We start from the raw sequence: 14,166 nt of genomic DNA, 5'->3' as shown, positions 1-14,166 counted from the left end.
AATTATCGCATTTGTTATAGGGGGAAACAAAATCTTACGTTATGAAAAAACTAATTTATCTATGTGCAATTTCTGCAACTGCATTTGCATTTCAGGGGTGTAACAGTAGTACGAAAGATGCCAGACAAACGGCTGATAGTTTAAATATGGTGAAAGACACCACTTCAAATGAAAATCTGACCGGAGGAATCGCAGTGGAACCTACAGATTCTGAGTTTGCCACAAAAGCTGCGGTTGGCGGCATGGCCGAAGTAGAATTTGGGAAACTGGCCCTCAGTAAAACAGAAAATCCACAACTGAAAGAGTTTGCAACCATGATGGTAACCGACCATGGGAAAGCCAATGAAGAATTAATAGCGATTGCAAAGCTTAAAAACATTACGCTGCCGAACGGTTTAGATGAAGCACATCAGAAAAAGATGACGGAGCTGAGTCAGAAAACAGGTAAAGACTTTGATCAGGCTTATACAGCGGCTATGGTGGATGGCCATAAATCTACGCTTGAGCTCATGAAAAATGAAGCAAAGGATGGTATGGATGCAGACCTGAAGTCCTTTGCCACCAAAACAGAAGTGACGGTTCAGAAGCACCTTGACATGATTAATGACATCAATAAGCGAATGAAATAAGCAAATCCAGCAGCTGATTGGCAAGGTGCAATAAGCACCTTGCCTTTAATTCTACACCTTGAAAACTCAGTCCTAAGGCATGACATTGTGTCTGACCTTATTTTCTAAAGTACTAATAATCAAATAAAATACAAATATCAACTAATCTATTACATCAACAGCAAACCTGATCCTTATCAAACTAAGGTCATGTCTTTTTCCCGCCTGCCAGTGTCCCTTAAATCTAAACACCTTTAGCAAATTCCAATCCTAATATTTGAAACTGGAGCTCGTCTTTAAATCCGCTGACTAGACTTCCTGACAATCAATTTCGGCTTGATATTTACCGTTTTCTTGATCACCGCTCCTGAGTTGTCGAGTTCCTGAAAATGAAGATCTCCAATCGTTTTACCCATTTCTATACTGAACTGATCTATTGTTGTGATCGAAGGACTAGTGATTTCTGTAAAAGGCTCATTAGAATACCCACAGATCCCGAGTTCTTCCGGAATGCGGATTCCCTTCGCTGTAGCGGCTTCTAACACCCCTAAAGCGGCAAAATCTGAGGTTGAAGCGAAAATTGCGTCAGGAGGACTGGCCATTTCTAACAGTTTAGCCGTAGCTATTGCCCCCAGTTCTTTAGTCCAGGCATTCGTATACATCAACTCTTCCAATATCGGAAAGCCGTGATCTTTGAGCGCAGCCAGGTAACCTTCCTTCCGTTCCCTGAAAATAGGAAGCTCCTGAGGGCCTTCTAAAAGTGCGATTCTGCGGTATCCTTGTTCAATTAAGTGCTTTACAGCCTCATAAGAGGCCTTATGATTGTCGTTCACCACCTTAAATGTTTCCAGATCCTCGAGTACCCGGTCAAACTGAATCAGTTGTATATTACGGTCTAAGACCTGTTGCAGGTGGTCTGAACTTCCTTGTTCTGCCGCAATGGAGATCACAATCCCGCTCACATTCTGGTTCACTAAAGCATTCACACCGGCTACTTCACGCGCATGTAACTCGTTTGACTGGCAGATGACCAGGTTATACCCTTTCTTAAAAGTGACTTCTTCTAATCCGGCAATGATGTTCGAAAAGAAATACTGATTGATGCGGGGAACGACTACGCCAATTGTCGGATTACTGCCTTTACGCAGGTTTGAAGCCATCGCATTTTGCTGATAGTTCATCTCGGCAGCAGTTTTTAGGATCAATGCTTTCGTTTCCGCATTAATTTTATCGCTATTACTCAATGCTCTGGACACAGAAGATGCCGCTAAATTGAGCTTTTGAGCAATATCGTATATAGTTGTTCTTTTCTGAGACTTCATATCAGGAGTAAAAATACAAAAATACTTTAGGCAATCGATTGCAATTATAAAACTTTCTACTAAATTCGTTTTCTGATAACCAAATATTCATTCCATAAAATCCATTAGCACAACATTATATGTTATTACTGGGAATAGACATTGGCACTTCTTCCATTAAAGTGGCCATCGTAGACGCGCAAACGCAAAAAATCATCGTTACCGCGCAATATCCGGAGGAAGAAGCGACCATTTACGCCCCCCATCCGGGATGGGCGGAACAAGATCCGGAGCTTTGGTGGGCACATACCCAACAGGCTTTTGCCTTATGCAAGCAGAAAGCGAATTTCGACTCCCTTGACATTGCTGCCATTGGTATTGCGTATCAAATGCATGGATTGGTATTGGTAGATAAAGACCAAAAGCTGTTGAGAAACAGTATTATCTGGTGTGATAGCAGAGCGGTAGCCCTTGGAAACGAAGCTTATGATCAGTTAGGCCATGAATATTGCCTGAGCCATTTATTGAATTCTCCGGGTAATTTTACCGCTTCCAAGCTGGCCTGGGTCAAAGAAAATGAACCGGAATGTTATGCTAAAATCGATAAAGTGATGCTTCCAGGTGATTTTATCGCCATGAAACTCTGTTCGAGCATGACCACCAGTATTTCTGCTTTATCAGAAGGTGTTTTCTGGGATTTCCAGTCGGACAGCCTATCAGATGCTTTGATGAATCACTACGGTTTTGACCGGGAATTGATCCCTGAAATCAAGCCTGTATTTTCAGAACACGGTCAGGTAAGCGCTGTTGCTGCACATTTACTGGGCTTAAAACCAGGTATTCCGGTGAGTTACAAATCCGGAGATCAGCCCAATAACGCATTATCCCTGAATGTTTTAGCACCCGGAGAAGTGGCCGCCACTGCAGGTACTTCCGGAGTAATTTATGGCGTAAGCGACCAGCTGGCTTATGATCCTCAATCCAGGGTAAACACCTTTGCCCATGTGAACTATACTGAACACCAAAAAAGATTAGGTATCCTACTCTGTATCAACGGAACAGGCAGTATGAACCGCTGGGCAAAAAGCCTGCTGGCCCCCGCTGCTACGTATCAGGAGATCAATACCGCAGCAAGCAAAATCGCTATTGGCGCAGACGGACTACGGATATTACCCTTTGGAAATGGCGCAGAACGGATGCTAAACAACAAAATTGTTGGCGCTCATTTAGAAAACATAGATTTTAACCTACACAGTACCCCTCATATCTTCCGTGCAGTACAGGAAGGAATTGCTTTTGCCTTTCGCTATGGACTGGATATTATGCGGAGCAATGGCCTTCAACCCAAGGTGATCAGGGCCGGAAAAGCGAACCTTTTCTTAAGCGGGTTGTTCCTCGAAGCCTTCGTAAACAGCACCGGTGTTCCGGTAGAACTGTACGACAATGATGGTAGTGTAGGTGCCGCTTTAGGTGCTGGCATCGGAGCAGGAATCTATACTGACTCCGCAGCTGCTTTTAGCAATATCAAACCGATTCAGTTGGTAGAACCAGACACCAGACTGAACTATGAAACCGTATATCAGGACTGGCTACAGATCCTAAAGTTAAAGATTAACTAAAATAACATATATAGCTATATAACAATAAAATAACATCATCATATTAATTAAGATTAACCTAATAATTACAGAACCACAATGACAACAGTAACGACAGGAGAAAAGGAATTTTTTAAAGGAATCGGGCAAGTAAAGTTCGAAGGATTAAACTCAGATAACCCACTGGCTTTTCGCTGGTACGACGAAAATAGAATCATTGCCGGAAAGACAATGAAAGAACATTTGCGCTTTGCCTGCGCCTACTGGCACTCTTTTGTGGCCACAGGCGGAGATCCATTTGGAGAGCCAACAATCCTACATCCATGGAATGAAAAAGCAGATGCGGTAGAACGCGCAAAAGACAAAATGGATGCGGCTTTTGAATTTATCACTAAAATGAACCTGCCTTATTACTGCTTCCACGACGTGGATCTGGTAGATTACACGAATGATATTCATGAAAATGAAAGACGTTTGCAAGCCATTGTAGACTATGCCAAACAAAAACAAGCCGCCAGTGGCGTAAAATTGCTTTGGGGAACAGCTAACCTGTTTTCTCACCGTCGCTATATGAATGGCGCGGCTACCAATCCTGATTTCCAGGTGTTGGCACATGGTGCTGCCCAGGTAAAATCGGCTTTAGATGCTACAATCGCCCTTGGCGGCGAGAATTACGTGTTCTGGGGTGGTCGCGAAGGTTATATGAGTTTGCTGAACACCAATATGAAACGTGAACAGGAACATATGGCTAAGTTCTTACACGCGGCTAAAGATTACGCCAGAAAACAAGGCTTTAAAGGAACGTTCTTTATTGAACCTAAACCATGTGAACCTTCTAAACATCAATATGATTACGATTCTGCAACGGTGAGTAACTTCCTGAGACAATATGGTTTAATGGATGATTTTAAACTGAATATTGAAGTGAATCATGCTACGCTTGCCGGTCATACTTTCCAACATGAGCTACAAGTGGCTGCCGATGCCGGTTTACTGGGCTCTATGGACGCCAACAGAGGCGATTATCAGAATGGCTGGGATACCGATCAGTTCCCAAACAACATCAATGAGCTCACAGAAGCGATGTTAATCGTTCTGGAAGCCAATGGATTGCAAGGCGGAGGAATCAATTTTGATGCTAAAATCAGAAGAAACTCCACTGACCCTGCGGATCTGTTTTACGCACATATCGGCGGAATGGACACTTTTGCAAGGGCCTTGGTTACTGCGGATCAGGTGCTTCAAAACTCTGATTACCTGAAAATCAGAACAAACCGTTATGCCTCATTTGATGAAGGTGCAGGAAAAGACTTTGAAAACGGAAAACTGAACCTGGAAGATCTACGCAATTATGCGATTGAAAAAGGCGAGCCAAAAACGATAAGCGGTCAGCAGGAACTCTTAGAAAACATCATTAACAGATTCATTTAAAACAAAATAACTAAACTTACATGAACTCATTGAGTACGTACGACTATGTCGTTTTTCTGGTTTATTTTCTGATTGTTTCGATTTACGGATGGACGGTTTATAAGAAGAAAAATGCCCATAAAGAGAATTCTAAAGATTTCTTTCTGGCGAAAGACTCCTTAACCTGGTGGGCAATTGGAGCCTCTCTAATCGCTTCAAATATCTCAGCCGAGCAATTTATCGGAATGAGTGGCTCTGGCTTTACTATGGGCCTTGCAATCGCTACTTACGAATGGATGGCTGCCGCAACCTTAATCATTGTTGCTATATTCTTCATTCCGGTGTATTTGAAAAACAAAATCTATACCATGCCCCAATTTCTTGGGCAACGTTACAACAGTACAGTTGCCATGATTATGGCGGTATTCTGGCTGTTGCTGTACGTGGTGGTTAACTTAACCTCCATCCTCTACCTTGGTGCATTGGCCATCAACAGCATTTCGGGCATCAATACCACGGCCTGTATGTATGTGCTTGCTGTTTTTGCCATCATCATCACCCTTGGTGGGATGAAAGTAATTGGCTACACGGATGTAATCCAGGTTTTCTTTTTAATCTTAGGTGGTCTGGCCACGACTTACCTGGCGCTGGAACTGGTAGCGACTCATTTTGGCAGCTCCGGTGTGTTAAACGGCCTGGCGATGGTGAAAGAAAAGGCATCAGATCATTTTCACATGGTTTTCAAACAGGAAAACCCGCATTACATGGATCTTCCCGGCTTAACAGTTTTGATTGGCGGTATGTGGATTGTGAACCTGAACTACTGGGGTTGTAATCAGTACATCACGCAAAGGGCGCTGGGTGCGGATTTAAAAACCGCCAGATCTGGTTTGCTATTTGCTGCCTTCCTGAAATTACTGATGCCGATTATCGTGGTATTGCCGGGTATTGCCGCTTACGTGCTTTACAAAGAAGGTTATGGTAATTTCCATACCGCCATGATGAAAAACGGTGAACTGAATGCAGATTCCGCCTATCCGGTCTTACTAAACCTGCTTCCTGCCGGACTAAAAGGACTTTCCTTTGCCGCTTTAACCGCAGCAATTGTGGCTTCCTTAGCTGGAAAAGCAAATAGTATTGCCACTATTTTTACCCTGGATATCTACAAAAAAGTGATTCGTAAGGATGCCAACGAACACAAACAAGTAGTGGTGGGTAGAATTACGGTTGTTGTAGCGATGTTACTGGCCATAGTGATTGCCCCACAATTGGGCATTGACAAAAAAGGTGGTTTCCAGTTTATTCAGGAATATACCGGTTTCGTTTCCCCGGGTATTTTTGCGATGTTCTTACTGGGCTTTTTCTGGAAAAGAACCACTTCCAATGCGGCATTGTTCGCTACAATTGGCGGTTTCTTGTTATCAGTAGGGTTTAAAGCCTTGCCTAACTTCTGTAATCTGGAAGGATTGAGCAGCTGGGGATTCGCTAAACTAGCCCAGCAAAAAGATGGCAGTATGCTCTATGAGATTCCTTTTCTGGATCGAATGGGCTTTGTTTTTCTCATTTGCGTGGTCTCGATGGTGATCATCAGCTTATTTGAAAACAGAAAGGGTGTTAACCCTAAAGGATTAGATGTAGACCGTAGTATGTTTAAAACCAATGCTGGTTTTACTGCTGGTGCATTGATCATTATCGGGATTATTATTGCCCTTTACAGTATTTTCTGGTAGCTAATTCCTACACGCTCCTCACCGGGATATTTTCGATAAGGTTTTTCTTATGGAAGTATCCCGGTTTTTTTATGGCTAAACAACAACTGGTACTGTGCGGCTACATCCTGGCTATGGTGGTGCTGGTTGGCGAGGAGTTGAAGAAGGGCTGGCGGGGAGTTGAAGAAGGGTTATCAGGCTTTATCCCTAAGCAATCCCTGAGGAGACCCTCGCCAAGCCTTAATCAACCAGCAGCAGTATATTATGGCTATACGAACGATCTACCTGTTAATTCCGAAAACATTTTAGGGTAAACTGGTGTTAGCTATGGATCCGGATTCTTTGAAAAGAAAATTGAAGTTAGTCTATCTCTTTCGTTTTCTTCTTAAAATTATCCTTATTTTGGAATAAATCTACTGAATGAATCCGCTACCTAACCTGATGCCTTTACCAACCTTAGTTCGCTTATTTTCTGTGAAATGCGCTGTTAAATTTAAACCTGCTCCGCTTGTTTTATTTTTACTCTTATGCTGCAATAGTCCTGTGCTCTTTGCTCAGGATACGGTGTCGGGCCTTGCCCCTAAACCTTCCCTACAAACCCGGTCAACAGAAGAAAAACCGGCAGGTCTGATCATAGAAAAGGGTTTGAAGTTCAATATCCTTACCTTTTCACTGAGCAGCAGGAATGCCCAAAACGACAATAACATTTTTGTCAATTACCTTGATCAAAAGAAATCCAGTTGGTCTGTTCGTGCGGATGGAGGTTACATTATCAAAAAGAACCTCGGTGTTGGTTTGGGCTTATCCTACGGACAATCCAAAGAAAACAACCTGATTAAGAACGGGGATGGTAATTTAACCAGTAATCAAAGCTTTTCGAACAATTACGGCGTTCGTCCCTTCATCAAGAATTTCATCCCCCTGGATAACAAAAACAGGTTTTACATTGTGAACCAGACGGAAATCCAATTGTTATTTGACCGCTCTATCAAAGAAAGCGTGGTAGATGAAATCCTGACCAGAACCTATACTTCAAAAGATACTTATGGTGTTGGATTAAGACCGGGATTGATGGTTTTTATTGTGAAAAACTTCGCATTTGAAACTACTGTAGATATTTTTGGGATCAATACCAGCATAGAACGCGGCCATACGACCGGAAAGCCGGATTCCAGGGTAACTACTACGGATATGAATTTTAAAGTCAATATCCTGAAAATCGGTTTTGGTTTCTCTACTTATTTTTAAAAGACATGTTAAAATATAAATCTCTACTTTTTGTCTTTGCCGGAACGTTATTACTCAGCTCGGGATGCGTAAAGGAAACGTACTTTGGAAAATCTACGTTTAAAAAAATCCTTTATTTGACTGTTTCCAATGAGACAGGAACCACTGCTATCAACCAGGACAGCCTGATCATCCGACTAAATGTGGATGCAAATGCGGATCTGACGAAGTTGTTTGTAGATTCAGTGCAGCTGTCTACCTATGCAGAATTGACCCCGGGAGTTCGTGTTCCACAAGATTTCAGTAAACCTGTTCCTTATACGGTGACCGCAGAAGACGGCAGTAAGGCGGTTTATACGGTTATGGTGACTAAGCAATCTGCAAACCCACAAATCAGCAATTCTAATTTTAACGAATGGTATACGCCAGCCGGGAAGAACTATAAACAACCTGGTTTGAACGCCAGCACCGAATGGGCAACCGGGAATGATGGCGTGGTGAGTCTTTCTACCGCCAATACTACCCCTATTGAAATTGCTGCCGGAGATCTTGCCGCACAGATGGTCACCAAAGATCTGGGTGTTTTAGCGCAGTTAACCGGTCAGCGGATGGGTGCCGGAACCTTGTTTACCGGCACATTTAAGCTGGATCTCGCCAATCCTTTAAATTCTGCAAAATTTGGGATTGCCTATACCTCTAGACCTAAAAGCTTTACGGTTAGCTATAAATATGCCCCGGGCACAGTTTATAAAAACGGAAACGGTCAGACTTTGAATAAACTGGACAGCTGCGATATTTACCTGTTGTTAGAAAACAGGGACGGACAAGTGGTTAAAAGGGCTGCTACCGCCTGGTTTAGGTCTCCGGATAAGGTGGATAACCTGACGAAAATCACGATTCCATTGGTTTATGGCACTTTACCTGTTGGCAGCCCGGGCTACCAGCTTCCGACAAATGGGCTGTTTGCTGAGGCAAATGATCCGGTTACACATATCAGCATTATCTTTTCTTCGAGTGCTTCCGGCGCTAAATATGAAGGCGCGGTGAATAGCACACTGGTGGTCGATAATCTGGTGTTGAATTATTAAGTGCCGGCTTTAACCGCTTTGATCATTAAGAATATCGGTCTTTTGTTTTCAGCTTCCATTTCCGGCCAGGCCGCTATGGCTTCTTTGGAAGGCTTTGGCTCCGATACCTGTTGAATCACAAATCCCGCAGCAATCAAGGCATTGAAGATGTTTTCCAGTGTTCTGTGGTATTTTACCACGGTATGTCCGAGAAAGCTGGTTTGTCTGATCCCTTGCTCCTGATATTGGTCTACCGGCCAATGCAGGATTTCTCCTTTTTCATTTCTTATCCAATCTTGTTCTGCTCTTGCGGTAAAGATGGGATGCTCCTGAGAAAAGACAAGGGTTCCGCCGGGTTTAAGACAGTAGTTGATCTTTTGAAGGATAGATTGAAAATCTTTCACATAATGAAAAGCCAAAGAACTCATGACTACATCAAACTCTTCTTTTGAAAAGTCGATATCTTCAATGGCTTGTTGGAGGTATTTAATCTGGAGACCTTCAGATTTTGCTTTGGCGATATTCAACATCTTCTCCGACAGGTCTACGCCTACCACCAGATCTGCCCCTTGTTCTTTGGCGTAAATACAATGCCAGCCGAAGCCGCAGCCGAGGTCAAGCAGGTTTTTCCCTGTAAAATCAGGCAGCATCTTTTGTAGCACATGCCACTCTCCGGCAGCATTTAATCCACCAACTGAGCGTGGCATTTGTCCGTAATTCTCGAAAAAATCAGGATCATCGTATTTGTTTTCTCTCATAGGTCTTTTTTAGTTTTACCAGCCAATTCCATAATCTTCGCCATGATTGCTGGAACCGCCCCATAGACTGCCATGTTTCCAGTCAAAGTAAATCGCATTAATCGGGCCACTTGTTCTGGCGCCAAAGCTCAATATATAGCCCATTTTTTGCAGCGCTTCAGAGGTTGCAGCCGGGGTACTGTTGTGGAGTAAGATTTGTCCGGGTTTAGGCATCCTATCTTCGGTTTTTGTTCCACCTAAAGATAGCCAAAGTTGGTTGGTATTGATATTTGCCGCTTCGGAGGCTTGTTGTACGTTCATTCCAAACTCCGTTACATTCAGGAAAAACTGCAACAGATTCTGATCCTGGGTATCTCCGCCCTGCACAGCAGAAGCCAGAAAAGGTTTTCCGTCTTTTAGTGCCAGGGAAGGTGATAAAGTAACGCGTGGTCTTTTTCCGGGAGCAACGACATTAAAAGGGTTCAAAGTGCTATCTAACACAAAACTCTGCATCCGCTGGCTCATCCCAATCCCTGTTTCGCCTGCGATACAAGCCGGAAGCCATCCGCCACTTGGCGTAACCGACACTACCCAGCCTTCCTTGTCTGCGGCTTCAATAGAGGTGGTTCCCAACAATAATCTTTCCTGATACACCTCATCCGGACTAGTGTTTAGTTTGCCTAGGTCGTGTTTTGGAGCAAAATTGCGTTTGGTAGTATCCATTTCATAACCTCTTTTCTGAAGAAGATTTAAGTAAGGATTGGTTTTCCCTTCGAAGGGATATGGATTGCCCGGGCCGATGTTTGGATCGTTTTTATCGAATTGAATGAGTTTAGCGCGTTGTTTTGCATAATCCTTGCTAAGTAAACCTTTAATCGGCCCTTTGGGTTTTGTTAAAGGGTCCCCGTAATAGAAATCACGGTCGGCAAAGGAAAGATTCATTGCCTGGTATATCGTATGAATGTATTTCGGACTATTATAACCCATGGCTTTCAGGTCGAAATTCTCCAGGATATTTAGCGCCTGTAGCATCACAGGACCTTGCGTCCATTGTTGCAATTTATAGACGTCGATGCCTTTATAGTTCACTTGTAAAGCCGCTTCTTCCAGTGGTTTCCATTTGGCAAGGTCTTCCATGGTGATCAGTCCGCCTTGCTCCTGTGCGCCACGTACGAACTCTTTCGCGATGTCGCCTTTATAAAAACGGTCGTAAGCCGCCATTAAGGCTTCTTTTCTCGTTTCCCCTTGTTTCAAGGCTTTACTTTCCGCCTCTACCATTTTTGTCAACGTGGCGAGCAGGTCTTTTTGTACAAAGATCTCTCCTGCTTCCGGTGCTTCTCTTTTTTCTCCCGGATGAGTCAGAAATACTTTTTTACTATATGGCCATTTATTGATGTGTTCTTTCCCTTTTTCGATGCTGTTGGCTGCCTGAGCTTCAATTGGGTAACCCGCAGCCATTTCCATGGCCGGTGCCAGCACTTCTTTTAGGCTCAGTTTTCCAAAATTGACCAGCATATAGATTAAGCCACCCGGCGTACCTGGTGTTGTTGCCGCCAATGGTCCGTATTCAGGTGGAAAATTATAGCCTTTACTTTTAAAGAATTCTACGGTAGCTCCCGTTGGCGCTACGCCCATCGCATTAATCGCAATCACTTTTTTCGTCTTCGGGTTGTAGATCAGCGCTTGCGTTTCCCCTCCCCAGCTCAGGGTATCCCACATGGTGCAGGTAGCGGCCAACATCGCGCAAGCGGCATCAACAGCGTTTCCACCTTTTTGAAAAGTCATGGCACCAGCGGTAGCGGCTAAAGGTTTCCCTGTAATCGCCATCCAATTGCGGCCATGCAAGACAGGTTTTTGGGTTTGTTGTGCCGCTACAGGTAAGATAGCGGTCGCAGAAAGACAGAGGACAGAAAATAAGTGTTTCATATCAATAGAATCAGGCTTTAAAACTACTTATTTTCAAAAACTACTCAAAGGACAATATCAATGAGGCTGTCACAATCTGGCTACCTGCTTTCCGCTGCGTTTTCTACAGTGCCGATTGCAGCTTTTCTTTCTTTCGCTTTTTTGAGGAATCGCAAAAGCAATAAGCCAATCGCTAAAGCGATAAATCCCTGGATCATGACGGTATCCGGGGTGCCTATCAATTGAGAAAGACTCCCGATCAGTAAACCTCCTAAAGGCTGCATCCCAAAGAATGCCATCGCATAAAAGCTAATGACCCTTCCGCGCATGGCCGGATCTACGGTAGTCTGGATGAGGGTATTGCTAATGGTAATCTGCGACATCATTCCAAATCCAGAGACCGTGGCAAAAACCAAAGCGATGGGGTAATAGGTGGTATGGGAGAATAAAACCAGTCCGGCGCCAAAAATAAGCGTATTAATGGCCAGGATCTTTCTTAAGTTTCTCCCGGGTTTTAACGAAGCCAGGAAAATAGCGCCACAGAATGCACCCAGTCCGATGACACTGTCGATCACCCCGAAGGTGGAGGCTGTACCTTTAAAAATGTCTTTGGCATACACCGGAATCAGCGTACTGAAGGGTAAGACCAGTAAACTCATCAGCGCCAGCATCATCAGCACAAATGATATGGAAGGTGTTCTTTTGATATACTGGAAACCTTCTTTAAGTTCTCCAAATATATTCTTGGTATGTGGAACGATGTTGAATTTTGGTAACCTCATCATCAATAGAGAACCGATCACGGCAATGAAACTAATCGCATTGAGGCCAAAGCAGACGTCTTCTCCGAATTTTTCCAGCGCGATACCGGCAATCCCCGGACCAATCAGTCTGGAAAGGTTCACCATGGAAGAGTTTAAAGCAAGTGCATTGGGTAAATCTGATTTGTCTTCTACCATTTCGTAGACCAGAGATTGTCTTGCTGGCACATCAAAAGCATTAATTAAGCCCAGCAAAGCACTCAAAGCAATGATCTCCCAAACTGAATAATCCTTAAAGAAGATCAGCATGGTGAGGAGTATCGCCTGGATCATGGAGGCCACTTGCGTGATCAGTAACACTTTGTATCGGTTGTACCTATCGGCTGTGACACCCCCAATAAAAGAAAAGATGAAGGAAGGAAAGAGACTGGCGAAAAGCGTGAGTCCCAGCATAAAATTAGAATGTGTTTTTTCGTAGATCACCCAGCTAACAGCAGTCTTTTGCATCCATGTCCCAATTAAAGAAATAGACTGTCCTGTAAAATACAATCTATAATTACGGCTTTTGAAGGCGTTAAAGGTGCTAATATTCATAATTGTGCAGGAACCGCTGGATCGAAAATGGTCTAATCGGACGAGGTTAAAAACAGGACAGAAATTGAGCCAAAAATCGATCGGCTACCTGATTAAAAAATCAGGGCTAAAAAAAGAAACCCTTTTGATCATCTCAAAAGGGTTTCTTTTATACTATATTTTCTTACTCTATTTCCAGAGGCTCATTGTCTAAGCCGATCACTTTATAAGTGACTTTGTTGTCACTGATTAGTTTTTCATAATAAACGCCATCCGGACTTACATAATAAGTTGCTCCTTTTATCAGTATTTCTCTGGAATCTTCAGGTAGTTGATCTACCAGATCTCCAATCTGAACAGCAGGGTTCACATACACTTCTTTTCCATCGGTATTCAAAACACCATCTTTACCAGCGACTACGAATACTTGTTTTCCGTCTGCATTTTGAGCATTGGAGTAATAAACACCTTTACTTTCGTAATAAGTTTGTCCATTAATCACCACTTCTTTTGCATCAGTTGGCAGTGTAGGAACTTCTGCACCTACCGGTGGCACCACCACTTTATACTCTTTATCGTATTGTTTGTAGAACAATCCATCAGAGAAATAAAAACGGTCAGAACCATAGTAAACAGGATAATATCCAAACGGCAAGACATTAATACTTAAGCCAATATACGGTCTGTAATAGTTGTAATAACTATAGTGAGGTCTGTAATATGGCCTGTAATGCGGTCTGTAGTTTGGACGATAATCAGGCCTGTAGTTAGGTCTGTAATTTGGACGGTAACTACCTCCAGGTCTGTTTGGCCTGTAGCTATTGTTCGGTCTGTTTACAGAAGGTCTGTCATTTATAGATGGCCTGTTACCTACAGAAGGCCTGTTATTTATAGAGGGTCTATCTGAAACAGACGGTCTGTTTCCAGTGGAAGGCCTGTTTCCTGCAGAAGGCGTACTTATAGATGGTCTGTTTCCAGAGGAAGGTCTGTTTATAGAAGGCCTTGCACCGCCAGATGAAGGTCTGCTTACTGATGGTCTGGCTGCACCGCCTCCACCTGATGGCCTCTCGCCTCTTTGGGCAGAAACATCTGTTGCTGTGATTCCGCTTGCTAATAAAACGGCACCTGCAACGACGAACGATTTAAACCATGAACTTTTCATATATTTTCAATTTTTAACAGTTGGACTTACTATTGACAAAAAGGATTATTCTATATACAAAGAAACGAAAAAGCTGACCTACAAATGATAAAACTGCTTTATTTTTAG

The 14,166-nt window shown here is 43.3% G+C and carries 12 protein-coding genes; 7 read left to right on the top strand and 5 right to left on the bottom strand.

The features are described 5' to 3' along the window. The first annotated feature begins 41 nt into the window (after nt 1-41). Nucleotides 42-629: a DUF4142 domain-containing protein gene (locus R2Q66_RS20910; RefSeq protein ID WP_316752850.1), complete on the top strand. Its 588-nt coding sequence runs from the start codon at nt 42-44 to the stop codon at nt 627-629. A 275-nt stretch (nt 630-904) separates the two neighbouring features. Here the strand turns inward: R2Q66_RS20910 and R2Q66_RS20905 are convergent, their stop codons facing one another. Further along, a complete protein-coding gene (locus tag R2Q66_RS20905) occupies nt 905-1,930 on the bottom strand; it encodes a LacI family DNA-binding transcriptional regulator (protein ID WP_316752848.1) in 1,026 nt (341 codons plus the stop codon). Nucleotides 1,931-2,049: 119 nt separating this feature from the next. On the opposite strand from R2Q66_RS20905, the gene R2Q66_RS20900 reads away from it, so the two are divergent. The 6 genes from R2Q66_RS20900 to R2Q66_RS20875 all read left to right on the top strand — a co-directional run bounded on the left by R2Q66_RS20900 (nt 2,050) and on the right by R2Q66_RS20875 (nt 8,941). Continuing rightward, nucleotides 2,050-3,528 carry a xylulokinase gene (locus R2Q66_RS20900; protein ID WP_316752845.1) on the top strand — a complete coding sequence of 493 codons (1,479 nt, stop codon included), beginning with the start codon at nt 2,050-2,052 and terminating at the stop codon, nt 3,526-3,528. 78 nt (nt 3,529-3,606) lie between these two features. Continuing rightward, on the top strand, nt 3,607-4,938 hold the full coding sequence (xylA, locus tag R2Q66_RS20895) for a xylose isomerase (RefSeq protein ID WP_316752843.1): 1,332 nt from the start codon (nt 3,607-3,609) through the stop codon (nt 4,936-4,938). Between the two features lie 20 nt (nt 4,939-4,958). Further along, nucleotides 4,959-6,647 (top strand): sodium:solute symporter family transporter, encoded by a 1,689-nt coding sequence (locus tag R2Q66_RS20890; RefSeq protein WP_316752840.1) that lies wholly within the window; start codon nt 4,959-4,961, stop codon nt 6,645-6,647. Between the two features lie 71 nt (nt 6,648-6,718). Continuing rightward, on the top strand, nt 6,719-6,940 hold the full coding sequence (locus tag R2Q66_RS20885) for a hypothetical protein (protein ID WP_316752838.1): 222 nt from the start codon (nt 6,719-6,721) through the stop codon (nt 6,938-6,940). 106 nt (nt 6,941-7,046) lie between these two features. Then, on the top strand, nt 7,047-7,874 hold the full coding sequence (locus R2Q66_RS20880) for a hypothetical protein (RefSeq protein WP_316752836.1): 828 nt from the start codon (nt 7,047-7,049) through the stop codon (nt 7,872-7,874). Nucleotides 7,875-7,879: 5 nt separating this feature from the next. Next, a complete protein-coding gene (locus R2Q66_RS20875) occupies nt 7,880-8,941 on the top strand; it encodes a PCMD domain-containing protein (protein WP_316752834.1) in 1,062 nt (353 codons plus the stop codon). On the opposite strand, the gene R2Q66_RS20870 is transcribed toward R2Q66_RS20875, so the two are convergent. From R2Q66_RS20870 to R2Q66_RS20855, 4 genes are all read right to left on the bottom strand, one after another. Continuing rightward, on the bottom strand, nt 8,938-9,678 hold the full coding sequence (locus R2Q66_RS20870) for a class I SAM-dependent methyltransferase (protein ID WP_316752831.1): 741 nt from the start codon (nt 9,676-9,678) through the stop codon (nt 8,938-8,940). The two genes, R2Q66_RS20875 and R2Q66_RS20870, sit on opposite strands and share 4 nt — an antisense overlap. 15 nt (nt 9,679-9,693) lie before the next feature. Then, nucleotides 9,694-11,583, bottom strand: coding sequence for a gamma-glutamyltransferase family protein (locus R2Q66_RS20865; protein ID WP_316752829.1), 1,890 nt, complete (start codon nt 11,581-11,583; stop codon nt 9,694-9,696). 80 nt (nt 11,584-11,663) lie between these two features. Next, entirely contained in the window at nt 11,664-12,917 is a 1,254-nt protein-coding gene (locus tag R2Q66_RS20860; protein WP_316752827.1) for an MFS transporter, read from the bottom strand. Between the two features lie 163 nt (nt 12,918-13,080). Next, nucleotides 13,081-14,058 (bottom strand): DUF6515 family protein, encoded by a 978-nt coding sequence (locus R2Q66_RS20855; RefSeq protein WP_316752824.1) that lies wholly within the window; start codon nt 14,056-14,058, stop codon nt 13,081-13,083. Between the last annotated feature and the right edge of the window lie 108 nt (nt 14,059-14,166).

The sequence above is a fragment of the Pedobacter gandavensis genome (assembly GCF_032677645.1).
Classification (GTDB): domain Bacteria; phylum Bacteroidota; class Bacteroidia; order Sphingobacteriales; family Sphingobacteriaceae; genus Pedobacter; species Pedobacter gandavensis_A.
The sequence above is the reverse complement of the archived record's forward strand: the minus strand, read 5'-3'. Positions and strand labels throughout refer to the sequence as shown.